The sequence below is a fragment of the Xanthomonas theicola genome (genome assembly GCF_014236795.1).
In the GTDB taxonomy this organism is placed as follows: Bacteria; Pseudomonadota; Gammaproteobacteria; order Xanthomonadales; family Xanthomonadaceae; genus Xanthomonas_A; species Xanthomonas_A theicola.
On record NZ_CP049017.1, the window covers coordinates 928,821 to 955,009 of the forward strand.

The following is a 26,189-nucleotide window of genomic DNA, read 5'->3' on the forward strand; positions in this document are numbered from 1 at the left end:
CACTACGCGTGCCGCCATGGCGGCCGGCGGCAGGCCCGCCGGGTGCGGCGGCGCGCGGGTGCCGCATCCGCCAGCCGGTCACGGCGCCGCGCCGGCGCCGCGCCGCGCCGCGGCGCCCGGCTCAGCGGTCGTCGTGCAGCGTGCCGCCGGGCAGGAATACCCAGGTGCGGGTCACTTGCAGGATGTCGATGTCGTCCTTGGTACGCGGCAGCGGCGGGAACGGCTGCGCCAGCTGCACCACGCGCAGCGCCGCGGCATCGAGCACCGGCACGCCGCTGGAGCGCAGGATGCGGCTGCTCTCGACGCTGCCGTCGCGGCGCACGCCCACGCTGATCACCACCTGGCCGCCGAGCCGCTGCCGGCGCGCCGCGTCGGGATAGTTGAGGTTGCCGACGCGTTCGGCGCGGTCGACCCAGGCCCGCAGGTAGTTGGCGTAGGCGTACTCGCGGGTGCTGGCGGAGACGAACTTGCGGTTCGGGCGCTTGGCGTACTGTTCCGAACGCAGGTGCACCTCGGCGGCCAGACGCGCCATCTCCGCGTCGCGCTGTTCGCGCTGCGCGTCCACCGGTTGGGTGGGCGCGTCGGTGCGCGGCTGGGTCTGCGGCGCTGGTTGCGGCCGTTCGCCGCGCGCGCTGCTGACCACGCGCGGGGCCGGCGCCGGCGCCGGCGCGGCGGTCTGCGCGCGCAGCGCCTGCGGCGCCAGGCCGTCGCGCTGCTGCGGCACCACCCCGGGCTGGCTGTCGCGCGGGCGCTGCGCCTTGGCGTGCTCGCCGCCGCCCCGCTGGTTGGCCTGGGCCAGGAAGTCGGCCTGTTTCGGCGTCAGTGGCGTGCTGGTCTGGCTGAAGATCACGTCCAGGGTCGGTACCAGCGGCGCGTCGTCGTCCACCGCGAAGCCGACCCCCAGGATCAGCAGGCCGTGCACGATCAGCGACAGCACCAGCGTGGCGCCGAGCCGTTCGCGCTCGCCGATGCGCGGCGCGGGCGTCGCGGCGGCCGTGCTCATCGCGCCGGGTAGGCCTCGATCGCGTCGAACAGCAGCCCGGCGATGTTCAGTCCGAACCGCGCGTCCAGTTCGCGCACGCAGGTGGGACTGGTGACGTTGACCTCGGTCAGGTAGTCGCCGATCACGTCCAGGCCGACGAAGCGCATGCCGCGCCGCTTCATCTCCGGGCCCACCTGGCCGGCGATCCAGCGGTCGCGCTCGCTCAGCGGGCGGCCTTCGCCGCGGCCGCCGGCGGCCAGGTTGCCGCGGAACTCGTCGCCTTGCGGGATCCGCGCCAGGCAGTAGTCCACCGCCACGCCGTCGACCAGCAGGATGCGCTTGTCGCCGGCGCTGATGTCGGGGATGTAGCGCTGCGCCAGGGCCAGCTTGCGCCCGCCGTCGGTCAGGGTCTCCAGGATCACGTTGAGGTTGGGGTCGCCGGCGCCGCTGCGGAAGATCGAGCGCCCGCCCATCCCGTCCAGCGGCTTGAGCACCGCCTGGCCGTGTTCGAGCACGAACGCCTTGAGCGCGGCCGCGTCGCGGCCGACCAGGGTCGGCGGGCAGCATTGCGGGAACAGCAGCGCCGCCAGCTTTTCGTTGAAGTCGCGCAGACCCTGCGGGTCGTTGACCACCTGCGCGCCGGCGCGCAGGGCCACGCTCAGCACCTGAGTGTCGTACAGGAACTCGGGGTCGAACGGCGGGTCCTTGCGCATCAGCACCACCTGCCCGGTACCGAACGCCAGTTCGGCGAACGCGCCCAGTTCGAACCAGCCGGCCTTGTCGTCGCGCACCTGCAGCGGCGCCGCCTGCGCCAGCGCGCAGCCGTCGCGCAGCGACAGCCCGCCCGGGCGCACGTAGTGCAGCCGGTGCCCGCGGCGCTGCGCTTCCAGCAACATGGCGAAGGTAGTGTCTTTGGCGATCTTGATGCTGGCGATGGGATCCATCACCACGATGACATCGAACGACATGGGGGCACCTGGGAGAGTGGGCGGCAGATGGTAGCGGCTCGGCGGCAGCTGCGTGCGAGGGACCGGGCCACGCGGCCCGGCGGCGCCCCGCGCCAGCGGTCGAACTGTGACATAGTTCGTTCTTGAAAGTGATCCGAAGCGGGGCTGCCACGGCGGCCTTGACAGTAAGAGCCGGTCTTGGGATACATGTCGTTTCGCAGCGACGCCGGATCCGATGAAGCGTCGTGCGCCTGGGGGGCAAGCAATGAGTGAAAACACGGTTGCGGGTGGAGAGCTCGCAGGACTGAGGGTCATGGTGATCGATGACTCGAAGACGATCCGCCGCACCGCCGAGACGCTGCTCAAGCGCGAGGGCTGCGAGGTGGTCACCGCCACCGACGGCTTCGAGGCCCTGGCCAAGATCGCCGACCAGCAGCCGCAGATCATCTTTGTGGACATCATGATGCCGCGGCTGGACGGCTATCAGACCTGCGCGCTGATCAAGGGCAACCAGCTGTTCAAGGCGACGCCGGTGATCATGCTGTCCTCCAAGGACGGCCTGTTCGACAAGGCGCGCGGCCGCATCGTCGGCTCCGAGCAGTACCTCACCAAACCCTTCACCCGCGAAGAGCTGCTGGGCGCGATCCGCACATACGTCAACGCCTGACCAAGGGGAAAGGCAGCATGGCTCGAATCTTGTTGATCGAGGACTCGCCGACCGATCGGGCGGTGTTCACGCAGTGGCTGGAAAAGGCCGGCCACGAGGTGCTGGCCACCGATAACGCCGAGGATGGGCTGGAGATGGTCCGCCAGCAGTCGCCCAGCCTGGTGCTGATGGACGTGGTGCTGCCGGGGATGAGCGGCTTCCAGGCCACCCGCGCGCTGTCGCGCGACGAGGCCACCCGGCACATCCCGGTGCTGATCATCAGCACCAAGAGCATGGAGACCGACAAGGTCTGGGGCATGCGCCAGGGCGCCACCGACTACATCGTCAAGCCGCCGCGGGAGGACGATCTGATCGCCCGCATCAACCAACTGGTCGGCTGACGTGCGTTCGCCGTTCGACATCCTCGAGGCCTACGAGCGGAGCAGCCTGGCGCATGGGGCGCAGATGCCCGAGCGCGCGTTCGACGAGAACATCTGGCGCGGGGTCGGCTTCCGCGTCGGCAACCGGCATCTGGTGTCCAACTTCCGCGAGGTGGTGGAAATCGTGCGCATGCCGCCGATCACCCCGGTGCCGGGCGCACAGCCGTGGCTGCTGGGCGTGGGCAACCTGCGCGGCAACCTGTTCCCGGTGGTGGACCTGAAACAATTCATGGAAGGCCAGCGGACCTCGCTGCTGGAAGGCCAGCGCGTGTTGATCATGCGCCAGAGCGGCGGCGACGTGGCGTTGACCATCGACGAACTGTTCGGCCAGCGCAGCTTCACCGAATCGCAGGCGGTGGCGCCCGGCGAGCTGGCCCACGGCCGCTACGCGCACTTCGTCGACCGCGCGTTCCGCGGCGACAGCAACGACTGGGGCGTGTTCTCGCTGTCGCTGCTGTCGCGCACACCCGAATTCCGTCAAGCCGCCGCCTGAGCGCGCGGCCTGCTTCCGCATCGAAGATCGAGGTCGAATCATGAGCACTGCAGCGGACGCCCCCAAGGCCAGCAAGCTGGGCAGCGTGGGGACGAGTTTCTGGCTGGGCCTGCTGGCGCTGTCGCTGATCGTCTTCGGCGCCAACACCGGCGTGGCCACCTGGCAGGGCAATCGCCTGGCCGGCGCCAGCACTGGCGCGGCCGACCTGCAGGTGCTGTCGCAGCAGCTCGCCAACCAGGGCCGCGATGCGGTTTCCGGCAACCCGGCCACCTACCAGGAGTTCAAACAGACCAAGGCGCGGGTGGAGACCACGGTGGCCGGGCTCAATGCGCGCTACGCCAACCAGACCGGCATCGCCGGCCCGCTGGCCGAACTCAACCGCACTTGGACCCCGCTGGGCAAGAATGCGCAGCAGGTGGTCGACAGCGAGCCGGCGGTGCTGGCGCTGGCCGGCAACGCCGAGCGCTTCGTCGGCGGCGTTCCGCAGTTGCAGGCGCAGCTCAACGAGGTGGTGCGCGCGCTGACCGTCGGCGGCGCCCCCGCCGCGCAGATCTACAACACCCTGCAGCAGGTGGTGGTGGCCGGCACCATGGCCCGCCGCGTCACCGAAATGCGCGCCGGCGGCAGCGGCGCGGCCAGCGCCGGCGATGCGCTGGCGCGCGACTCGGTGGTGTTCGGGCAGATGCTCGACGGCCTGCGCAACGGCAAAGAGGAACTGGGCATCGCGCCGGTGCGCAACGCCGCCGCGCTGACCGCGCTGGAACAGTCGCACGCGCAATGGGCGGAAATGAAGAAGGACCTGGACACGTTGCTGGCCAGCTCGCGCAGCCTGTTCGCCGCGCAGTCCTCGGCCGCTGCGCTGACCGCCGGCTCCAACAAGATGCTCGACGACAGCAAGAAGCTGTTCGACGCGTTCTCCGCGTTCGGCTCCACCCGCGACATCCGCCTGTTCCCGAACTTCTGGCTGGGCGTGGTGTCCGGCCTGCTGGTGCTGCTGTCGATCGTCGGCTTCGTCTGGACCTCGGTGCGCAGCCGTACCCGCGACCAGGAAATCCGCTATCAGACCCAGGTCGAATACAACAGCCGCAACCAGCAGGCGATCATGCGCCTGCTCGACGAAATCAGCTCGCTCGGCGAGGGCGACCTGACCGTCAAGGCCTCGGTCACCGAGGACATGACCGGCGCCATCGCCGACGCGATCAACTACGCGGTCGACGAACTGCGCCACCTGGTGACCACGATCAACGACACCTCGGCCAAGGTCGCCGTGTCCACCGAGGAAACCCAGGCCACCGCGCTGCAACTGGCCGAGGCCGCCGGCCACCAGGCCGAGCAGATCGGCTCGGCGTCCGAGCGCATCAACGAGATCGCCGCCAGCATCGAGCAGGTCTCGCGCAATTCCAGCGAGTCGGCCGAGGTGGCGCAGCGCTCGGTGGTGATCGCCGCCGAGGGCGCCGGCGTGGTCCGCGAGACCATCCAGGGCATGGACCAGATCCGCGACCAGATCCAGGAAACCTCCAAGCGCATCAAGCGCCTGGGCGAATCGACCCAGGAGATCGGCTCGATCGTCGAACTGATCAACGACATTTCCGAGCAGACCAACATCCTGGCGCTCAACGCCGCGGTGCAGGCGGCCTCGGCGGGCGAGGCCGGCCGCGGCTTCGCGCTGGTCGCCGACGAAGTGCAGCGCCTGGCCGAACGCACCTCCGGCGCCACGCGCCGCATCGAAGGCCTGGTGCAGACGATTCAGGCCGATACCAACGAAGCGGTCAGCTCGATGGAGCAGACCACCTCCGAAGTGGTGTCCGGCGCGCGCCTGGCCGAGGACGCCGGCACCGCGCTGACCGAGATCGAACGCGTCTCCAACGCGCTCAACAGCCTCATCAAGAACATCTCCATCGCCGCGCACCAGCAGTCGGCCGCGGCGACCGACATCACCCAGACGATGGACGTGATCCGGCGCATCACCGGGCAGACCTCGCAGGGCGCCGGGCAGACCACCGAATCGATCGGGCGGCTGGCGCAGCTGGCGGCGGACCTGCGGCGCTCGGTCGCCGACTTCAAGTTGCCGGCGTGAGCGGATCGGGACAGGCGGTGAAGGAAGCGCACATGACGTACCGTGAAAAAAACCCGCACTCCGCACGCTGCGCGCCGGCGCGCAGCGGCGCGTGGCCGTGGCCGTCGCCAGGGGCGCGGCGATGAACGCGCTGCGCGACGCGATGAGCCACGCCGCCCTGGGCTGGATCAAGCCCGAGCTGGACGAGACCCTGCGTCAGGTCCGCGGGGAAATCGAGTACTTCGTCGAGGAGCCGGCCGACACCAGCCGCATGCGCTTCTGCGCCGGCTACCTGCACCAGGTGCAGGGCACCTTGCGCATGGTCGAGCTGTACGCGCCGGCGATGGTCGCCGAGGAACTGGAACTGCTGGCCATCGCCGTGCAGAACGGCCAGGCGCCGGACCGCGACGAGGCCTGCGCCACGCTGATGCGCGGCACCGTGCTGCTGCCCGACTACCTGGAGCGCCTGCAGGACGGCCACCGCGACATCCCGATCGTGCTGCTGCCGCTGCTCAACGAGATCCGCGCCGCGCGTGGCGAGCCCGGCCTGAGCGAAGGCGCGCTGTTCGCGCTGTCGCCGGACGCCGGCACCGCCACCGAGGCGGAACTGGACCATGCCCGCGGCAGCCTCAGCGGCCGCAACCGCGAACTGCTCGACACCGTCGGCACCGCGATCAAGGAAGAGCTGCTGCGGGTCAAGGACGCGCTCGACCTGCACCTGCGCACCGGCGGCGACGTCGCCGCGTTGCAGGCCCAGGTGGACGAGCTCGGCAGCGTCGCCGACACCCTCGGGGTGATGGGCCTGGGCGTGGCCCGCGGCGTGGTGGTGCAGCAGCGCGATGCGCTGCGCAGCATCGTCGACGGCCAGCGCCAGGCCGACGAGGGCCTGCTGCTGGATATCGCCGGCGCGCTGCTGTACGTGGACGCCTCGCTCGACGACCAGGTCGCCTACCTCGGCGCCAGCGGCGGCATCCAGGATGATGCCAGCGCCGCCGAGGCGCGGCGCACGGTGGAAGTCCTGGCGCACGAGGCGATCGCCAATTTCGCCGCGGCGCGCGAGCATTTCGTCGCCTTCATCGAGACCGACTGGGAACACGAGCGCCTGACCGACGTGCCGCGCCTGCTCGGCGAGGTCGCCGGTGCGCTGCGCATGCTGGAACTGCCGCAGCCGGCCGATTACCTGGAAGGCGTGCGCCGCTACGTGGCCACCGAGCTGATCGGCAAGCGCCGCGTGCCCAGCGGGCGCCAGCTCGACACGCTGGCCGATGCGATGGCCAGCCTGGAGTACTACCTGGAGGCCTTGCGCGAGCGCCGCCCGGGCCGCGAGGAAATCCTCGACATCGCCCGCAGCAGCCTGGAAACGCTGCGCTACTGGCCGCTGCCGAGCGAGGCGCCGGCGCCTCAGGGCGCAGTGCCGAACCCGGCGGCCGCGCCGCCGGCCGCCGCCAGCGCTGCGGCGTTGCCGCAGGCGCCGTCCTGGGACCTGGCGCCTGCCACGGACGCGTTGGTCGCGACCGGGACGCCGCCGCCGCTGTCGGAGGCGCCGCCGCAGGCACCGCGGTGGACGCTGGACCAGGACAGCACGGCGGCGGCCGCGCAGCGCGGCGGCGACACCGGGCTCGCCGCGGACAAGGGCGCGCGCTCCTTCGACGCCGAACTCGCCGCGGGCAGCGACAGCGCATCCGCCGGGCTGGCGCCGATCAGTTTCGACCCGGTCGCCGCCGAGCAGGAGGAATGGCATGCGGGGACCGAGCCGCTGCAGATCAGCGTCGAGACGCTGGCATTGGAAGGCGATGCGTTCCGCCCCGAAACCGCCGGCGCTGCGCCGGGCGAGACCGCGCCGCATGCCGCCGCCGCCGCGGACGACAGCCTGGCCGCGGCCGGCCACGGCTTCGATCCGGTGGCCGCCGAATCCACCGAGCCCGCTTCCTTCGGGAACGACGACGCCAGCCTGGTCATCGTCGACGCGCCGGCGGCGCCGGCCGACGGCGGCCACGACGACGTGCTGGTGATCGAGCTGGAGGATGCGCCGGCCTTCGCCGACCCAGCGCCGGACGCAGCCGACGCTGTCCACAGCCCCGTCTGGAGCGACGCAGCGGCACCCCTGGCCGCCGGCGACGCCGAGCATGCCGCTGCCGCTGCGCCCGGTCCGTTCGTCGACCTGGCCTGGCCGGCCCCCCCCGTGGAGCCGGAAGCGCCGGTGCCCGACGTGCACACGGCCAGCATCCGGCCGATCGAACTGGACGACGCCTCGGCGGCGTTGCTCGCCGAACTCGACGCCGCCGCCGCCCGCTTCGACCTCGCCGCCGCGGACGCCGCGGCCAGCGCAGTGGACACGGCCGGCGACGCCGCGCCACCGGTGGCCGGCCTGGCCGCGGCGGCGCCGGCCGCCATCGACGGCGGTTTCGTGGACGGCGGCGGCGACATCGACGCCGACATCCGCGAGGTGTTCCTTGAGGAATTCGACGAGGAACTGGTCAACCTCGGCAACCTGCTGCCGGCATGGCGCGCCGCACCGAATCGCCTGGAAAGCCTGCGCCCGATCCGCCGCGTGTTCCACACCCTGAAGGGCAGCGGCCGGCTGGTCGGCGCCCGCGTGCTCGGCGAGTTCAGCTGGAAGATCGAGGGCATGCTCAACCGCGTGCTCGACGGCGCCCGCCCTGCCAGCCCGGCGGTGGTGGGGATGGTCGAACTGGCCTACGAGGTGTTGCCGCAGCTCAACGCCGCGCTGCGCGGGCACGGCGCCATCCGTGCCGACCTGGACGCAATGCAGGCCGTCGCCGAGCGCATCGCCGCCGGCGAGGACGCCCACTACTTCCCCGCCGCGCCGGCGCCGGCCGCCGCCGCGCTGCGCGCCGGCACGCCGGCCGCGGTGGACAGCGTGCTGCGCGAGATCCTCGAAGCGGAGGTCGGCACCCACCTGGAGACGGTCCGCGACTGGCTGCAGCACGCGCCGCAACCGGCCAGCGACGCGCTGCTGCGCGCGGTACACACGATGAGCGGCGCGTTCGCGATGACCGACGTGCCGGAAATCACCGAGGTTACCGGCCCGGCGGAAAGCTACGTCAAGCGCCTGCTGGCGGCCGCTGTCGTGCCCAGCGCCGAAGGCGTGCGTGCGCTCGACGATGCCGCGCGCGCGATCGCCGTCACCATCGAGGAACTGCAGGCGCCGTCGCCGGTGATCCCGCCGTTCACCGAGCTGGCGCAGCGCCTGCAGGCGCTGGCCGCCACGCTGCCGGACGTGCAATGGGCCTCGGTCGCGCACGACGAGGACGACGACGAACCGCAACCGCGCGCCGAGGCGGCGCTGGACCCGCCACCGCTGCAGGCGGTCGAACTCACCGCGGCCGACGACCTGTCGGCCTACCTGGGCGACGCCAGGCGCCTGGATGCGGCCGGAGCCGACACGGAGCGTGCAGCCGCAGCCGCGGTTGCCGATACCGATGTGCCGCTGGCAGCGCCGCCGGTGTCCGACGCCGCGCACGCGCCTGTGCCCGACGGCCACGATGCGGACGGCAGCACGGAAGACGGCATTGCGCAGAACGCCGGCGGCGCAACGGAATCGGACGCGCTCATCGCGCCGTCGGCCGACAGCGACAGCGAGCTTGCCGCGATCGACGCCGACGAACAGGCGCTGCCGGTCCAGGACCGCAAGCTCGGCGAATCGACCGTCGACGCGCCGCTGGCCGATGCGCGCGTGCCGGCGGACAGCGAACCGCCACCGCCGCCGTCGGCAGATGCAGTCGAGGAGCCGGACGCGGCGGCCGGCGACGTCGGCACGCACCACAACCAACCGCCCCAGGACGAGCGGCCCCAGCACGAACCGCCCCAGCACGCACACGACCAGGACCCGCACGCCGCGCATGGCCGCAGCGAGCACGACCGGGAGCCCGATCCGCACGGCCATGCGTTCGGCACCGGGCCGGTGCAGGCGTCCACGCATTGGCACGGTACCGCGCCGGTATCGGCGAACGACGCTGCCGGGCCGCTGCCGGCGGCGGACGACGACGCTGGGTTGGGTGCCGACGCTGCAATGCACGGGCAGGACGACGTGGACGCTGCGACCGCATTGCTGCACGACGCTGCTGCCGATGCCGATGCCGACGCTGCTGCTGACGCCGATGCCGATGCCGATGCCGTCCGGACCGACGCCGATGCGCATCCGGCCGCTGCCGAAGCGGCCGCCGCGCAGCACGGCCAGGCGCCGGCGTCGCATGCCGAGGTGGAACAGACACGCCCGGCCGCTGCGGCACAGGACACTGCCGACGCCGACGCCGACGCCGACGCCGTGCCGGCCGCCGCGCCGCATGCCCATGCACAAGCGCATGCGGAGCAGACGCAGGCCCGCGACCTGGCCGAGGCCGCGCCGGAGGCTGTCGAGCATCCGCAGGCCGATGCCGGCGCGGCACCCGACGCCGCCGTCGCGCCGCTCGACGCAGTCGCCGGCGGCGACGCACATCCGGCGCCTGCCGCCGAGCCCGCCGACACCGCATCCCTCGCGCTGGCCGCCGTCGATCTGGGACCGCTGGACTTCGCCGACCTGGACCGCGAGCTGGTCGATATCTTCGTCGACGAAGGCAGGGACCTGCTCGACCATTGCGACCGCCTGATCGCCGAACTGCGCGCGGCGCCGCAGGACCGCGAGGTGCTCGGCGGCCTGCAGCGCGACCTGCACACGCTGAAGGGCGGCGCGCGCATGGCCGGGGTCAATCCGATCGGCGACCTCGGCCATGGCATCGAGTCGCTGCTGGAAGCGGTGGCGGCCCATCGCACCGAACTCGACCGCAGCGACGTGCAGTTGCTCGAGCGCGGCTTCGACCGCCTGCACCAACTGCTCACGCTCACCGGCAAGCACCGTGCGGTGGCGATGCCGGCCGACCTGATCGGCCGTTTCGACGCGCGCACCCACGGCCGCAGCCTGGCGGCGTCGGTCCACGCCGCGGCCGGTCCGGCGCCGCTGTCGGCGCCGTTGCCGGCCGACGGTGCGCTCGAGGAGGACTCGCTGATCGCGCGGCCGATGCAGGAACAGGTGCGCGTGCGCGCCGACCTGCTGGACCGCCTGGTCAACCACGCCGGCGAAGTGGCGATCTACCGCTCGCGGCTGGAACAGCAGCTCGGCGCGTTCCGCGGCGCGATGTCCGAACTGGACCGCACCAACGCGCGTCTGCGCGACCAGCTGCGCCGCCTGGACCTGGAAACCGAAGCGCAGATCGTCGCCCGCTACCAGCGCGAGCAGGACCAGGCCGAGCAGAGCTTCGATCCGCTGGAACTGGACCGCTTCTCCACGCTGCAGCAGCTCAGCCGCGCGCTGAACGAATCGGCCGCCGACCTCGGCGGCCTGCAAGGCGTGCTCGACGACCTGGCGCGGCAATACGACGGCCTGCTGCAACAGCAGTCGCGGGTCAGCTCGGAACTGCAGGACGGGCTGATGCGCGCGCGCATGGTGCCGTTCGACGGCCTGGTGCCGCGGCTGCGCCGGGTGGTGCGCCAGGCCGCCAGCGAAACCGGCAAGCAGGTGCACCTGACCCTGGAAGGCACCCACGGCGAACTCGACCGCAACGTGCTCGACCGCATGGTCGCGCCGCTGGAGCACATGCTGCGCAATTCGGTCGCGCACGGCCTGGAGGCGCCGGAACAGCGCCGCGCCGCCGGCAAGGCGGAGGAAGGCGGCATCGCCATCCGGCTGCGCCGCGAAGGCTCGGAAATCGTGCTGGAAGTGGCCGACGACGGCGCCGGCCTCGACCGCGAGGCGATCCGCCAGCGCGCCGAGCAGCGCGGCCTGGTCGCGGCCGGCGCCGCGCTGTCCGAGGAAGAACTGGACGCGCTGATCTTCGCCCCCGGCTTCAGCACCTACGACCAGGTCAGCCAGCTGGCCGGTCGCGGCGTGGGCATGGACGTGGTGCGCAACGAAGTGCGCCAGCTCGGCGGCTCGGTGGACATCCACTCGGTGTGGGGCCAGGGCGTCACCTTCACCCTGCGCCTGCCGCAGACGCTGGCGGTGACCCAGGCGGTGTTCGTGCAGATCGGCGACACCACCTTCGCCGTGCCGGTGGCCTCGGTCAGCGGCATCGGCCGCATCGGCCGCGAGCGTTTCGAGGCCGCCGACGGCGGCTACCACTACAGCGGCGAGGAGTTCGCGCTGCACGACCTCGGCGCGCTGGTCGGCCAGGCGCCGGCGCGGGCCGAAGGGCAGATGCAGGTGCCGCTGCTGCTGGTGCGCGCCGGCGACCTGCGCGCCGCGGTGGCCATCGACCAGGTGCTCGGCAACCGCGAGATCGTGGTCAAGCCGGTCGGCCTGCAGATCGCCTCGGTGCCGGGCATCTACGGCGCCACCATCACCGGCGATGGCCGCGTGGTGGTGATCCTGGACATGGCGCCGCTGGTGCGCCGTCACCAGACCCAGCCGCCGCGGCCGGTGCTGGAAGCGGCGCCGGCCCAACAGCGGCGCGTACCGCGGGTGATGGTGGTCGACGATTCGCTGACCATGCGCAAGGTCACCGCCCGCGTGCTGGAACGCCACAACTTCGACGTGATCACCGCGCGCGACGGCGTCGAGGCGCTGGAGCGCCTCGACGAGCGCGTTCCCGACCTGATGCTGCTGGATATCGAAATGCCGCGCATGGATGGCTACGAACTGGCGACCGCGATGCGCGCCGACCCCCGCTACAAGGCGATACCGATCGTGATGATCACCTCGCGCAGCGGCGAGAAGCACCGCCAGCGCGCCTTCGAGCTCGGCGTGCAGCGCTACCTGGGCAAGCCCTACCAAGAGTTGGACCTGATGCGCAACGTGTACGACCTGCTGGGGATCGCCCGTGTCCGCGAATGACGACCACGGCGCCGCTCCCCCGGTCGCACTGCTGGCGCGTCCCGGCCAGGCGCGCGAGCGCCTGCGCGAGGCGCTGCACCAGGCCGGCGCCGCGATCGTGCTCGAGGACGATCCCGGCGCGATCGATGCGCAGACCCTGGCCGACGCCGCGCCCGGCGCGGTGCTGATCGCGCTGGAGCCGGCGATCGAGGACGCGCTGGAACGGCTGGACGCGGCGCTGGACCTGCCAGGCGTCACCGTGATCTTCGACGAGGCCGAACTGGCCGCGCGCCGCGAGGGCTGGGAAGCGCGACGCTGGGCGCGGCACCTGGCCGCCAAGCTGCAGGGCCACCAGGACGTGCTGCCGCCGGGGCGCGAGACCGACACCGGCCTGCAGCCCGAACCCGGCCTGCCGGCGACCCCCGCGCAACTGCACGACGGCGCGCCGATCGGCTTCCACGTCCAGGAAGCGGCCGGCTTCGCCGGCACCGTGCCCGGCGACAGCTTCTATGCCTGGCAGCCGCCGGCCGATGCCGCGGCCGGCTTCGAAGAGCTGCAGTCCTCGCGCGACCGGGCCGCGGCCGGCGATGCGCGCGCGCCGCAACCGGCGACCCCGCGCGTTGCGGCGTCCACCGATGCGCCGGCCAGCGCGCCGCCCCCGCTTCCGGCCAGCGCCTGGTCGCTGGTGGACGACGACGCGCCGCTGCTGGTACAGGCGCGCGCGCCGCTGAGCCGGATGCAGATTTCCACCGAAGGCCTGTCGCTGGTCGCGCTGGAGTCCGAGGCGGACGCCGCCCCCGATGCCGTCGCCGTCGCTACCGATGCCGATGCCGATGCCGATGTCCATGCCCAGGGCGCGGTACTGGTGATGGCCGGCATCGGCGGTCCGGATGCCATCCGCCGCCTGCTCGCCGCGTTACCGTCGGGATTCCCGCAGCCGCTGCTGGTGCAGTTGCGCCTGGATGGTGGCCGCTACGGCAACCTGATCAAGCAGATCGCGCGCGTGTCCGCCTTGCCGGTGCTGCTGGCCGAAGCCGGCGAGCCGGTCGGCGGCGGCAGCGTCTACATCCTGCCCGACGACATCGGCGTGCGCGGCGACCCGGGCGCCGGCCTGCGCTTCGTCGCCCAGGACGCCGGCGCCTCGGTGGTCCGCGGCCTGCCGGCCGCGCACAGCGCCGTGCTGCTGCTCAGCGGCAGCGACCCGCAGCAGGTCGACGACGTCGTGGCCCTGGCCGCGCAAGGCGCCTGGGTCGCCGGCCAGACCGGCGACGGCTGCTACGACCCGGCCGCCGCCGTCCAGCTGATCGGCCGCGGCCATCCCGGCGGCGACCCCGTGCAGCTGGCGCAGGCCCTGTCCGCGCGATGGAGCGGCTGAGCCGCCGCCCGCGCGTTTTCCCCGGTTCCAGGACGACGTAATCCATGAGCAGCTACGCCAGCAACGACGAAATCCGCGGTGTCCTGATCCAGGCCGGCAGCGAGCGGGCGCTATTGCCCAACGCCACCGTCGCCGAAGTGATGTCGCGCGTCCCGGTCCAAGCGCTGGCCGACGCCCCGCCCTGGCTGCTCGGCCAGATCGCCTGGTACGGCTGGAAAGTCCCGCTGCTGTCGTTCGCCCGCCTGACCGGCCTGGGCAGCGAGACCGTCGCCGCCAACAACAAGATCGTCGTGCTCAAGGCCCTGGGCGGCAACCCCGACCTGCCGTACTTCGCCCTCATCACCCAATCCTTCCCGCAACTGATCTCGGTCCCACGCGACGGCCTGCTCGCCGACGCCTCCGAAGAAACCCTGCCCGCCGGGGTGCACATGCGCGTGTTGCTGGGCGAGCAGAGTGCGTTGCTGCCGGATATGGAGGCGATCGAGGGGATGATTGGGGAGCGGTTTTCCTTGCCTGCTTGATGCATCAAACGTGTTCAATTCGACGTGGCCGCATCGTTGGTCATGCTGCTGAAATAGTTGAAGCGTCATCATCTGCAGACCAAGCTGGGGTGCATAGATCGTTCCCCTACCTGATTGGATAAAGGAATTGTGTAAGCAAATGTCCTCGGCGTGGTGTTCAAATGGAGTTGAGTCATGCGTAGAAACTATTCTTACCTCTTCGGCGCCTTTGTTGGTTGGCTGCTGTGCGGCTGTGTCCTGAAGGCGGAGGCGCAGGCTGCTAGTGAATACTGCTACCAGTCCTGTTTCGGCTCGCTGGACGAAGCCGAGGCACAGATGCGGGCAGCATTGCCATATGGCGCCTATCTCGTGCGTGACAAAATCAACATCACGGGGGGAGCATCCGATACTCCGTCGTACCAGATTGGGTACAAGGTCAAACGGCAGCCGCCCAGCGACATGAGCCTACCTGGCTACACGATTGGTGGTGCAGGTAGTGCAGATGGCATCTGCACCGCCAATAGCGAGCCCTTCTTGCAGAGCTATTGCGTGGATGAGGCGCAGATGATCCAAGGTATCCTTGATTTCTATCATCGAATTTCGCCGGACTGCACTATATCTAGTGAGCGGATAGACGGCGCGTATGGGGAGCCCTTCGTACGTAGTATGCCTCATTATGGTGCAGGTTATCTTGTTTTTGATGCGCCTGGTGGAAAATGGTTCCGCTTCAATCTCTCTTGCCCAGGCTGGAGCGATCCAACACCCACACCTCACGATAGGTTGCTCGTCAAAAGGCAAATCTACTCATGCCCGGCGGGTCTTTATCCATTCGATGCATTTAATCCCGTTTATAATAATACTGGAAACCCGGATTTTGTCGCGGAATATCCCTATCTTTGCCAGAATGGTGATACTCCGATGATATACGCCAAGGGTATCGATCAGACAAAGTCCTGTGCGGCCAATGCGAATCCCTGCCTTCCGGCCACTGGCGACAAATTCAGGCGGGAGGATGATCTGACGTTCGCCGGCAAACCATTCCAGCGCTTCTACCATTCTCGTCAGCAGCTCCAGTCGGGATTGGGGATGGCGCCAGGTTGGAGCCATTCGTTCTCCGATCTCCTAGGCTACGGGGGGACCTACCTGACGACGCATGAGGGCTTTTTCGAGCAATTCAGGGAGGTGGGAGAGGGTAAATACCGAGGGCGACACAACGCTGACGATATGATGTTGCGTTCGAAAAGTGGAATCTGGACACTAGTAACCGCAGATGGCGAACGACGCATCTATAATTCGGAAGGTCGTCTTGCCTCGATTCAGTCCGGCGTTTCGCCTGCATTCGATGTTGAACTTGTGTACGCCAGCAGCAAACTGATAAAGGCCATAGATGGTTTGGGGCATACACTCAGCTTCAGTTACCATAACGGTCTATTGGACAAAGTTGCGCTGGATGATGGCAGCTATGTCCAGTATGGCTATGACGCCGCACAGAATCTGACCAGCGTCGCTCGTTCCGACGGGAGCATGCGCGTTTACAGGTATGGAGAGGCCGGCCACGCCCCAGCCGGGCGTGCACATTTGCTCACCGGTATCGAAGAAGATGGAGTTCGATACGCAACGTTTGGTTATGCCGCCGATGGGCGTGTGGCATCGAGTAGCCTGCATGCCAACGGTGCGGAGGTGGAAACCACCTCTATCGTGTACTCGGGTACAAGCAGCGCCCAAGTGCTGCAGCCGAACGGCGCAAGCTATACGTATCAATTCGGGCAAGGTCTTTTCCGACAGGTCGAAGGCATCAGTGGGCCGAATGGCGCTACGACGATGAGCTTCGATGCGGGGCGGCCCATTGCTTCCACGGATAGATTGGGGAACTCCACGCAATTCAGTTATCAAGATTCCCTGTCCGGCCAAACCACCTCGTCCAGCACCACGACAGAGGGGAGTGGCACCTCTTACTCGCGGTCGCAGACGATCACGCGCGATTCGGAAAATCACGTGGTCGGACAGGTGTCGAGTAACAGTAGCGGAGCACTCTCACTGTCGCGCGCGGTCTACAGTGCGGGACTCGTCGCTTTTCGCTGCCAATACGACACGTCGGTTTCAACTGCGTCGGCCTATGTGTGCGGTTCCCAGGCCGACGCCCCGGCTTCCGTTCGACAGGTCGCTTATCGTTATTGCACCGACACCGACACCGCCAATGTGGCGAGCAACTGCTCGAAGATAGGACTCTTGAAACGTGTCGATGGCCCACGAACCGACATCGGCGACACCACCAGCTACACCTACTACGCCTCCGACGACGCATCCTGCGCCACATCGCCCGCCACCTGCCCGCACCGCAAAGGCGACCTCTGGAAGGTCACCAACCCCCTGGGCCAGGTGACCGAGGTCCTGGCCTATGACGGCGCCGGCCGCGTGTTGTCGGTGAGAGACCCCAACGGCACCATCACCGACTCCACCTACCACCCGCGCGGCTGGCTCACCGCCAGCAAGGTCCGCGGCGCCGACGACGCCAGCGAGAGCGGCGACCGCATCACCCGCATCGACTACTGGCCGACCGGCCTGGTCAAGCAGGTGACCCAGCCCGATGGCGCGTTCACCGCGTTCACCTACGACGCCGCACACCGGCTGACCGATATCGCCGACAACGCCGGCAACACCGTCCACTACACCCTGGACAACGCCGGCAACCGGGTCAAGGAAGACACCAAGGACGCCGGTGGCACGCTCAAGCGCACCTTGTCGCGCGTCTACAACCAACTCGGCCAGCTGGCCACGCAGGCTACCGCCAAGGGCGATCCGACCGACTTCGGCTACGACGCCAACGGCAACGCCACCGCCGTCACCGACGCGCTCGGGCACAAGACCCAGAACGACTACGACCCGCTCAACCGCCTGGCGCGCACGCTCCAAGACGTGGGCGGCATCGCGGCCGAGACCAAGTTCGGCTACGACGCGCTGGACAACCTGACCCAGGTCACCGACCCGAAGGGCCTGGACACCACCTACGCCTACAATGGCCTGGGCGACCTGACCAAGCTGACCAGCCCGGACACCGGCGTCGCCACGTACACCTACGACAGCGCCGGCAACCGCGCCAGCCAGACCGACGCGCGCAACGTCAAGACCACCTACCGCTACGACGCCCTGAACCGGCTGACCCAAGTGACCTATCCAACCAGCCGCCTCGACGTCGCCTACACCTACGACGTGAGCCAGAGCACCTGCGCCCGCGGCGAGACCGACGCCATCGGCCGCCTGACCCGGATGCAGGACGGCAGCGGCCACACCGACTACTGCTACGACCGCTTCGGCGACCTGGTGCGCAAGGTGCAGACCACCAACGGCAAGGTATTCGTGCTGCGCTACGCCTACACCAAGGCGGGCCAACTGAGCCGGCTGACCTATCCCGACGGTGCCGCGGTGGACTACGTGCGCAACACCCAGGGCCAGGCCACGGAAGTGGGGGTCACCCCGGCCGGCGGCACGCGGCAGGTCCTGCTGGGCAATGCGACCTACTACCCGTTCGGCCCGGTGGCGGGCTGGTCCTACGGCAACGGCCGCCCGATGCAACGCGTGCTGGACCAGGACTACCGTCCGCTGGCGGTCAGCGACACCCGCCGCGACGGCTTGAATACCGGCTTCGCCTTCGACCCGGCCGGCAACCTCAGCGCCCTGACCGCGGCAGGCAACACCGCCCCGGTGGTGAGCCTGGACTACGACGGCCTGGGCCGGCTGACCGCGTTCAAGGACGGCCCGACCGGCACCGTGATCGACGGCTACAGCTACGACGCCACCGGCAACCGGCTCAGCGCCCGGGTCAACACGACGACGCAGAGCTACCGCTACCCGGCCGACAGCCACCGCCTGGGCGCGGTGGCCGGCACCGCGCGCAGCTACGACGCCAGCGGCAACACCACCGCCATCGGCGGCGCGGCCCGGCAATACGCCTACGACGACACCGGCAGGATGCGCCAGGTCACCCGTGGCGGCGCAGTGGTCATGACCTACCGCTACAACGGCCGCGGCGAACAGGTGCAGCGCAGCGGCGCAGCCACCACCACCACCGTGTACGACGAGGCCGGCCACTGGCTGGGCGACTACGACGGCAACGGCGCACCCGTGCAACAAGCGATCTGGCTGGACGACCTGCCGGTAGGCGTACTGGCCAAGAACAGCCTGCGCTACGTGCAGCCGGACCACCTGGGCACCCCGCGCGCGGTGATCGACCCGGTGCGCGACGTGGCGATCTGGCGTTGGGACCTGAAGGGCGAAGCCTTCGGCAACACCTCGCCCGACCAGGACCCGGACAAGGACGGCACCGCGTTCGTGTTCGACATGCGCTTCCCGGGGCAGCGCTACGATGCGGCCAGTGGGCTGAACTACAACTACTTCCGCGACTACGAGCCAGACGGTGGGCGCTATATCCAGCCTGATCCAATCGGTTTCGCTGGCGGAATTTCAATGTTTTCCTATGTTGAATCTTCACCTTTCAGCCGCGTTGATCCACTGGGACTGAAGAAGTGGGATTTCGATGGTCCGGGAGATACTTCTGTCTGTCAGTACTATCAGGCGTTAGTTGACCAAAGTGGCTCTTGTTACTATAAGCAGGCTGCGAAATCTTGTAGAGGTGAGAATACAATTGTCAACGAGGCTATCAGAATGGGGATGAGGTATGCGTGGCTAAAAAACCGCACCTCTGATTCGGAAAGTGTAATATTGAATAAGATAAGAAATGGCCTTGTTCGTGAAGATAGACGCTATTCGGTTCGCGATGAGCAAGGACGCGTCGTGCGAGAGCCATACGGAAGCATGATTGATGAATATCATCGCAAGGTTTTCAATGAGGCTGGGATAAGTCCCTTGTTTTATGGAGGGTCTTTGTGGCCGCGAGGCGTTTACCCGAATTATGTTCCGCAGGTCGGCGATGGTTCTGAGAGCTTAATCCAGTCATACTTAGGTCAATCCCCAGTGGGTGCGTCGCGCGATAACGAATGCAGTTGCGATTGGTGATCAAATGAAAATTGCAAAATGGATTGTAATTTTATTATCATTAAGCGTCGCTCTAGGGCTTGCCTATGATACTATTGGCGCCAATCAGCACCTGATTGATAGTGGGGTAGGGGTTTCGTGGTATGTGCGTTATGTGATTTTTTTTCCTGGCGCCACTCTGTGCGCATACCTATTGGCTTCCTTGGTGGCGGCAAGTAGATGGTCACATTTTGTTGTCGCGGTGTTTCTCTTGCTTCCTGCTCTGATAATATTGCATTTTGTTGTCTCGGTCATGAATGCTCATACTGGCAATGTATATTGGGGGTGGCAAATATTGGAAATTGCCCTGACTTATTTCGCATGGACACGGACAGGGAAATGTTGGTCCAAGTCGGCTTGATATCTAAGGTCAGCCTGGACCGCGACGACCTGGGCCGGCTGACCGCGTTCAAGGACGGCCCGACCGGCACCGTGTCGACGGCTACAGCTACGACGCCACCGGCAACCGTCTCAGCGCCAAGGTCAACACGACGACGCAGAGCTACCGCTACGTGGTCATGACTTACCGCTACAACGGCCGCGGCGAACAGGTGCAGCGCAGCGGCGCAGCCACCACCACCACCGTGTACGACGAGGCCGGCCACTGGCTGGGCGACTACGACGGCAACGGCGTACCCGTGCAACAAGCGATCTGGCTGGACGACCTGCCGGTAGGCGTACTGGCCAAGAACAGCCTGCGCTACGTGCAGCCGGACCACCTGGGCACCCCGCGCGCGGTGATCGACCCGGTGCGCGACGTGGCGATCTGGCGTTGGGACCTGAAGGGCGAAGCCTTCGGCAACACCTCGCCCGACCAGGACCCGGACAAGGACGGCACCGCGTTCGTGTTCGACATGCGCTTCCCGGGGCAGCGCTACGATGCGGCCAGTGGGCTGAACTATAACTACTTCCGCGACTACGAGCCAGGTACTGGGCGGTATGCGCAGAGTGATCCGATTGGATTGGAGGGAGGAATCAGTTCTTACATATATGCTCTTGGCAGTCCGGTTAGATATGTGGACCCACTTGGGCTTGTCGTGAAAGTTTGTCGCGACCCGGCTTTCAATGGCAGGTTTGGAAGTGGAATCAAGCACAACTGGATTACGACCGATACCCAATCAGCCGGTATGGGCACACCAGCGGCAGGTGCGAATGCGGGCAATGAGTATGACCCCCTTGGCGCAAGAGTTGAGACGGTTGATCACAGCAATCGGTCTGATAATGGTGATCGAGAATGTGAGGTGGCAAAGGGAGCAAATGAAGAAAAGGTCAACAAGCTGATTAGACCCGGTCGGCACCTTGGCATATTTGTGCCTGGCTTCAATGATTGCCAAGTATTTGTTAGAGATGTTTTGCGGCAATCTGGCGGCGAATGGACCGGCCAGATTTCCGTAGACACTCAGTCGCCGCTCTGCGCGTAGCGCCTTTCAAACTCTACCGGTGACACGCCGCCAGCGGAACCATGCCGGCGGATCGGGTTGTAGAACATCTCGATATAGTCGAACACGTCCGATGCCGCCATGGCGCGTGTCGGGTAGATCCGACGCTTGATACGTTCCTTCTTCAAGACGCTGAAGAAGCTCTCGGCCACGGCGTTGTCATGGCAGTTCCCGCGTCGGCTCATGCTCGGCACCATCCGGTGCGCCTTCAGGAACGACTGCCAATCGCTGCTGGTGGACTGCCAGCCCTGGTCGGAGTGCACCATCACGCCAGGACCGGGCTTGCGCCGCCACGCCGCTGCCACCAGTGCCTGCAGCACCAGATCGCTGGTCATTGTCGAAGCGGTTGCCCAACCCACGATCTGGCGCCAATACAGCTCCATTACCGCTGCCAAGAACAGCCAGCCCTCGTAGGTGCGGATATAGGTGATGTCCGTGACCCAGACCTTGTTCGGGGCCTGCGGAATGAAGTCCCGGTTGAGCACATTCGCCACCACGCCGACCGGACCTCCCCGCTAACGCGGCTTGCTGCCGTAGCCAACCTGCGCTCGCAAGCCTTCGGCCTTCATCAAGCGCCGCACCCGGTGACGGCTGCAACGCTCGCCGGCCTCACGCAGATCCAGGGTGAGCTTGCGATAGCCGTACACCGCGCCGCTGGCCAGCCAGTGGTGCTTGATCAGGCCCAGCAAGCGCTGGTCCTCGCGTTCGCGGACGCTGGTGCCGTTGCGCAGCCAGGCCTAGTAACCACTGCGATGCACGCCCAGCACCCGGCACATCGTCGCCAGACGAAACTCCCGGACGTGCGCACGCATGAACGCGTACTTCGCCCTTACCCCTTGGCAAAGTACGCGGCGGCTTTTTCTAGGATGTCGCGCTCCTCGGTTACCCGCCTCAGTTCGGCCTTGAGCCGGCGAATCTCCGCTGAGTCGGTCGACGCCGCTGCAGCGCCGGCTGCCGGCGCCATCTTCCTGGCGGCCTGCACCCACCCGTATAGCGTGTGCTTGGGAATCCCGATTCGGGAGGCCACATCCACCACCGTGAAGCCGCGTTCGATCACCTGCTTCACCGCCTCGGCCCGGAACTCATCCGTGTACTGCTTGCTGTTGCCCATAAACACCTCGGTCATTGCCATCAATTATGGCGTCCGGATGTCTACGAAAGGCTGGCCGGTCCAACCAACACCCTGGTGTGCTCGATGAGCGCCGTGGGTCACTGCGCAGACAACGCCGCATGCGAGGGCTTCTTTGGCCTGCTCAAGCGCGAACGGATCTACCGCATGACCTATCCGACACTCGATGCGGCAAGAGCCGATGTGTTCCAATACATCGAGCGGCGCCACAACCCAAGGATGCGGCGAAGGATTGACAGAGAGGATTTGAAGTTTTCCACCCTTTCACAACCGGCCGTGATTTCGGGGTAGAACCCCTACGACAGCCCGATCGTTCACTATCAGGTCGGCCAGGACGGGGTGGCCCACCGAGTCGCGGTGACCACCTCCGATGAGTTGCGCCAGGCCAAGGCCGAGCTGGGCCAGTCGGCCAGCGTCTCGAAGGCGATGACGCAATGCTTGGAGTCCAGGAACATGGCTGCAAAGACTTCGTGGGTTTCCCCGCCCAGCCGGAGGCGGACGCGGAGGAAATCGAACACGTCCTGCGGACTGTCGAGGTGGACGCCGCGTTGGAACATCTTACGTTCCAGCAGGGCAATGGCCCGCTGGATGAGACGGCGCTCCGGGGCGGAAAAGACAGGCGAGAAGGGGGAGTGGGGCGGATCGAGGTAGGCAAGGTGCGTGGACATGGAACCTCCGATGGATGAAGGAGGTTCGCGGCCCCACAGGGGACGGAATCCCCCGGGGGTTGACGATCATGGGCATCCGCCGGCACGGGTGTGCCGTCCGTTCGCGGTGAGTGGATGCGATGCGGACTGGTGCGATCAGCATGGACAAGCCATGCCGCAGCCTTGAGGATTGGAGCTGCCTGGGAGGATGCTCGCTACAAAGCCAGCGTCCTGTGTTTGTGAATGATGAAGTCTCCGGTCGGCTTGGCCTATCAAGAATCCGGCTCGGTTCGCCTTCTATTCGTCAACACTGAGTCCAGCACATAGCCGACGCGAGCGCGCAGCCAGGTGTGAGCAACATCGGTCTGGTAACGGCGATGCCAGGACAGCACGATGGAGACCGCCGGCAACTGAACAGGCACGGGGCGCAAGACGATACCCAAGCCCTCGCACTGCTCTGGCCGCAATGTTTCCGCAACGATGGTGATCAGGTCCGTGCGCGACACCACGTCCAACGCCGCCGCAGAGGTCGGCAGCGAAGTCATTACGCACCGCTCAAGGCCGGCTTCCGACAGCAGGGCGTCGACGATGCCGTGCAGGCGACCGCGGCGCGAGACGCTGATATGGGCGAACCTCACCAAGTCCTTCGCAGTCAATGGTCCCTTCGCCAGCGGATGTCCGCGTCGCATCGCGACGGCCAAGTTCTCGGCACCGACGACCTGGTGCAGGATCTCCGGCCGCTTGGGCACGGCCGACCCCAGTTCCAGGTCGACCTCGTCGCGCATCGTGTCCTGCTCGTCGCCCATCGGCTCGCCCAGAAACCGCAGCCGTACGCGGGGCGCAAGCGACGCGACCGCCATGATCAAATCGGGCGCCAGCGCACCGAGGAGCGCGTCATGTCCGCGCAGCGTGAAGACCCGGTCGATGCTGGCCAGATCCAGGTGTCGCTGCGGCTTCATCAGCGCGGCCGCTTCCTGCACCAGGCTGCGTACCTGGTCCTTGATCGACAACGCGTAAGGTGTGGGTACCAGGCCGCGCCCGGAGCGCACCAGAATGTCGTCGCCCGTCACGTGGCGGATGCGCGCCAGGATTCTGCTCACGGCCGGCGGCGTGAGGTGGAGCCGTGCGGACGCAGCGGTCACGCTGTTGTCCTGCAGCAAGGCATCGAGCGCTGTCAGTAAGTTGAGATCCATTGCGTCATGGTAAATGACTGCTTGCAAAGAATGCACTGGACGTCATGCCATCGGGCATCAATCATCGCGTCCTGACCTGTCAAAAAAACCCTGACAGCAACCCAACTCCTGAAGGGTCCGCCATGCATTCCTACCCATCCATCGATTCCCAGCCCGACCTGTCCACCCTGCTTGCCGCCATGGTCGACGTGGCACATGCCGCGGGCCGCGGCTTGCTGCAAGACTTCTCCCAAGGCGCCCGACTGAACAGTCGCGCCGAACTGGTGGAGGCCCTGCGCAAGAATGAAGACCGTTCCGGCGCCGCTTTGCGTGGGCCGCTCGCATCGCTGCGGCCCGGCGCTGCGTGGTGCGACGACGTCCCGCTGCCTGCAGGCGAATCGTGGGTCGTCGATGCCGTCGAAGGCAACGTCAACCACGTTCACGGGCGGTCCGGCTGGGCGGTCAGCATCACCCTGCTGCGCGATGCCCGGCCCGTTGCCGCCGTCGTGTTCCAGCCGCTCGAGGCGCTGACGTGGACGGCAGCCTTGGGCGCTGGTGCCTGGCTCAATGGCAAGCCCATCCGGCCGTCGAGCAAATCGGACATCGGCATCGCGATCGCCACGACCGGGCAGGCGGAGGCCGGCCAAGCGAACACCTACCGCGACATCGGCAGGTCGGTGACCGCGATGCTGCACCGGGCACTGCTCGTGCGCATGGAGGTGCCTTCGACCTTCCCCATGTTGGCGGTGGCCAGCGGACAAGGCGATGTGTTCTGGCAGTACGCGCCCAGCCTCCCCGGTGTTGCGGCGGGATGGCTTGTCGTGACCGAAGCCGGTGGCACCGTGAGCCGGATCGACGGGAGCGCGTGGACGGCGGGCAGCGACGACATCCTGGTCTGCGCGCCCCTGCTGCATGCATCGGCCGTGGCCGCACTGGGCGCGCATGCTGTCGAGGAACTGGCATGAGAGTCGCTGTGCTGGGCGCAACAGGCGCAACGGGTCGGGAATTGGTGCGCCAGGCGCTGGAGCGAGGCCACACGGTCATTGCCATGGCGCGCGATCCCGCTCGCATCGCGGGCGACCATCCGAATTTGATGCGAAAGCGCGTCGATGTGGACGATCCGAAGTCACTGGCCGCCGCGCTGGATGCGGAGACAACGCTGATCTCCGCACTCGGCACCACCAAAACAGCGCGCCTAGGCGTTCTCATCACCGGGGCGCGAGCCGTACTGGCTGCAGCGCCTCAGCGTGTGATCTGGCTTGGCGCCTTTGGCACGGGAGCCTCCGCGCGCGCCGCAGGGTGGTTGACCCGCGGCGTGCTCGGCATCGTGCTGCGCCGCGAGTTGGCTGACAAGGTTGCGGCCGACTCGGCGGTACTGGCTGCCGGCGGGACGGTTTTTCATGCGGGGCCGCTGTCGAACGGTCCCTTGAGTGCCGCACGTCGCACGGTGGGGCTGGAGGCTCTGCCCACGCGGTGGTTCCCGGCCCAGATCAGTCGTGCGACGGTCGCTGCTGCCATGCTGGACGAGGCAGAGTCGCCCCGGTTTGCGAACCGCATCGCGGTTCCTCTGGGCAGCTAACGCGTCGGAGCAGCTTTGCGTAGTCACTGAGGCCATGGTCACAGCCAGGGCCGGATCGCCCGCCATTTGGGTGGCTGGCGCGCGACGGCCCAAGGCTTCGAGTTCACGTGGCGTCTTCGCTGCTCAGCATCCGGCCAGGGCGACTGCATCTGCGCCCGCTGGAATCCGCATGGGCGCTGCAGGGTCGGTCACCGCTCGCCACACGGCTTCGGCCACATCCTGCGCGAGCGTGACTGGCGAGTTGCCGTCACGCATGGCAGCAAAAGCCTGCTGCGTAAAGTCGGCATAGGCTGCATGCGTGCTGCCGTCCACCCGCCGGCGGGCGTTCTCGCCAAAGCGCGTGCCCGGAGCCCGGCCCGGCAGAACGAGCCGAGCGCGCACGCCGAACGGCGCCAGCTCCAGATCCAGCGATTCGGCCAATGCGTTCACCGCCGCCTTGCTGCCGGTGTAGGCCGACAACAGCGGCAGCGGCTTGAGCGTCACGCTCGAGGTCACGTTGACGATGACGCCGGCTTTCCGCTCGCGCAACTGCGGCAGCACGGCCTGGGTCATCGCGATCGTGCCAAGGACGTTGGTCTCGAAAACCTCGCGTGCGCTGGCCATCGCGGTGCCTTCCAGCGGCCCCAGCAAGCCGATGCCGGCGTTGTTGACCAAAGCGTCGATGGGCCCGGCCTGTTCGACGCAACTGCGGATGCTTTGCGCATCCGTGATGTCGAGCGCCAGCACGCGCAGCTTGGTGGAAGGCGCCAGCAAGTCGGTGCGGGGCGTGCGCATCGTGGCGATGACATGCCAGCCTTTGTCAAGGAAGAGACGGGCGGTCTCCAGACCGAAGCCGGATGAGCAGCCGGTGATGAGGACGGTGGAAGTGCGAGACATGAAAGAACTCCTGGAAGTGATGTCACCCACGATAGGCACCAAGACCTGGACTGGCTACACTTGAGAATC

At 67.5% G+C, this 26,189-nt stretch carries 16 protein-coding genes and 4 pseudogenes; 14 read left to right on the forward strand and 6 right to left on the reverse strand.

The annotated features are described in order from the left end of the window. Positions 1 to 121: 121 nt before the first annotated feature. Together G4Q83_RS04090 and gshB are read right to left on the reverse strand one after the other, a co-directional pair. Positions 122 to 1,003 (reverse strand): energy transducer TonB family protein, encoded by an 882-nt coding sequence (locus G4Q83_RS04090; RefSeq protein ID WP_128419811.1) that lies wholly within the window; start codon positions 1,001 to 1,003, stop codon positions 122 to 124. Then, positions 1,000 to 1,950, reverse strand: coding sequence for a glutathione synthase (gene gshB, locus G4Q83_RS04095; protein WP_128419812.1), 951 nt, complete (start codon positions 1,948 to 1,950; stop codon positions 1,000 to 1,002). Before gshB ends, G4Q83_RS04090 begins: the two co-directional genes overlap by 4 nt. A gap of 244 nt (positions 1,951 to 2,194) precedes the next feature. Between gshB and pilG the strand changes: the two genes are divergently transcribed. The 11 genes and pseudogenes from pilG to G4Q83_RS24445 form a co-directional block, all read left to right on the forward strand. Next, entirely contained in the window at positions 2,195 to 2,596 is a 402-nt protein-coding gene (pilG, locus tag G4Q83_RS04100; RefSeq protein ID WP_128419822.1) for a twitching motility response regulator PilG, read from the forward strand. A gap of 17 nt (positions 2,597 to 2,613) precedes the next feature. Then, positions 2,614 to 2,976 carry a response regulator gene (locus tag G4Q83_RS04105; RefSeq protein ID WP_128419813.1) on the forward strand — a complete coding sequence of 121 codons (363 nt, stop codon included), beginning with the start codon at positions 2,614 to 2,616 and terminating at the stop codon, positions 2,974 to 2,976. Between the two features lies 1 nt (position 2,977). Continuing rightward, positions 2,978 to 3,508 carry a chemotaxis protein CheW gene (locus G4Q83_RS04110; protein WP_128419814.1) on the forward strand — a complete coding sequence of 177 codons (531 nt, stop codon included), beginning with the start codon at positions 2,978 to 2,980 and terminating at the stop codon, positions 3,506 to 3,508. 40 nt (positions 3,509 to 3,548) lie between these two features. After that, entirely contained in the window at positions 3,549 to 5,585 is a 2,037-nt protein-coding gene (locus G4Q83_RS04115) for a methyl-accepting chemotaxis protein (RefSeq protein ID WP_128419815.1), read from the forward strand. A gap of 121 nt (positions 5,586 to 5,706) precedes the next feature. Further along, positions 5,707 to 12,393: a hybrid sensor histidine kinase/response regulator gene (locus tag G4Q83_RS04120; RefSeq protein ID WP_128419823.1), complete on the forward strand. Its 6,687-nt coding sequence runs from the start codon at positions 5,707 to 5,709 to the stop codon at positions 12,391 to 12,393. Further along, positions 12,380 to 13,747 carry a chemotaxis protein CheB gene (locus G4Q83_RS04125; RefSeq protein WP_128419816.1) on the forward strand — a complete coding sequence of 456 codons (1,368 nt, stop codon included), beginning with the start codon at positions 12,380 to 12,382 and terminating at the stop codon, positions 13,745 to 13,747. Before G4Q83_RS04120 ends, G4Q83_RS04125 begins: the two co-directional genes overlap by 14 nt. Before the next feature lie 44 nt (positions 13,748 to 13,791). Further along, positions 13,792 to 14,268 carry a chemotaxis protein CheW gene (locus G4Q83_RS04130; RefSeq protein ID WP_128419817.1) on the forward strand — a complete coding sequence of 159 codons (477 nt, stop codon included), beginning with the start codon at positions 13,792 to 13,794 and terminating at the stop codon, positions 14,266 to 14,268. An 897-nt stretch (positions 14,269 to 15,165) separates the two neighbouring features. Continuing rightward, positions 15,166 to 15,312: pseudogene (locus G4Q83_RS24440) on the forward strand (hypothetical protein); the annotation flags it as partial. Positions 15,313 to 16,467: 1,155 nt separating this feature from the next. Then, complete coding sequence (locus tag G4Q83_RS22980) at positions 16,468 to 19,260, forward strand: RHS repeat domain-containing protein (protein WP_246432365.1); 2,793 nt, start codon at positions 16,468 to 16,470, stop codon at positions 19,258 to 19,260. Between the two features lie 4 nt (positions 19,261 to 19,264). Next, positions 19,265 to 19,639: a hypothetical protein gene (locus G4Q83_RS04145; RefSeq protein ID WP_128419818.1), complete on the forward strand. Its 375-nt coding sequence runs from the start codon at positions 19,265 to 19,267 to the stop codon at positions 19,637 to 19,639. Between the two features lie 5 nt (positions 19,640 to 19,644). Next, positions 19,645 to 20,699 (forward strand): annotated as a pseudogene (locus tag G4Q83_RS24445) (RHS repeat-associated core domain-containing protein); the annotation flags it as partial. Here the strand turns inward: G4Q83_RS24445 and G4Q83_RS04155 are convergent. Continuing rightward, positions 20,678 to 21,828 (reverse strand): annotated as a pseudogene (locus G4Q83_RS04155) (IS3 family transposase). The pseudogenes G4Q83_RS24445 and G4Q83_RS04155 sit on opposite strands and share 22 nt — an antisense overlap. A 66-nt stretch (positions 21,829 to 21,894) precedes the next feature. On the opposite strand from G4Q83_RS04155, the pseudogene G4Q83_RS04160 reads away from it, so the two are divergent. Next, positions 21,895 to 22,137 (forward strand): annotated as a pseudogene (locus G4Q83_RS04160) (IS3 family transposase); the annotation flags it as partial. Between the two features lie 29 nt (positions 22,138 to 22,166). Here the strand turns inward: G4Q83_RS04160 and G4Q83_RS04165 are convergent. Both G4Q83_RS04165 and G4Q83_RS04170 read right to left on the reverse strand, forming a co-directional pair. Then, positions 22,167 to 22,514, reverse strand: a complete 348-nt coding sequence (locus tag G4Q83_RS04165; RefSeq protein WP_128421794.1) for a Mov34/MPN/PAD-1 family protein — start codon at positions 22,512 to 22,514, stop codon at positions 22,167 to 22,169. Positions 22,515 to 22,765: 251 nt separating this feature from the next. Next, positions 22,766 to 23,686, reverse strand: a complete 921-nt coding sequence (locus G4Q83_RS04170) for a LysR family transcriptional regulator (RefSeq protein WP_128421795.1) — start codon at positions 23,684 to 23,686, stop codon at positions 22,766 to 22,768. Between the two features lie 122 nt (positions 23,687 to 23,808). On the opposite strand from G4Q83_RS04170, the gene G4Q83_RS04175 reads away from it, so the two are divergent. Both G4Q83_RS04175 and G4Q83_RS04180 read left to right on the forward strand, forming a co-directional pair. Continuing rightward, positions 23,809 to 24,630 carry an inositol monophosphatase family protein gene (locus G4Q83_RS04175; RefSeq protein ID WP_128421796.1) on the forward strand — a complete coding sequence of 274 codons (822 nt, stop codon included), beginning with the start codon at positions 23,809 to 23,811 and terminating at the stop codon, positions 24,628 to 24,630. After that, entirely contained in the window at positions 24,627 to 25,244 is a 618-nt protein-coding gene (locus tag G4Q83_RS04180) for an NAD(P)-dependent oxidoreductase (protein WP_128421797.1), read from the forward strand. The genes G4Q83_RS04175 and G4Q83_RS04180 overlap by 4 nt, the downstream gene beginning before the upstream one ends. A 123-nt stretch (positions 25,245 to 25,367) precedes the next feature. Here G4Q83_RS04180 and G4Q83_RS04185 read toward each other — a convergent pair whose 3' ends face one another. After that, on the reverse strand, positions 25,368 to 26,120 hold the full coding sequence (locus G4Q83_RS04185) for an SDR family oxidoreductase (RefSeq protein WP_128421798.1): 753 nt from the start codon (positions 26,118 to 26,120) through the stop codon (positions 25,368 to 25,370). Between the last annotated feature and the right edge of the window lie 69 nt (positions 26,121 to 26,189).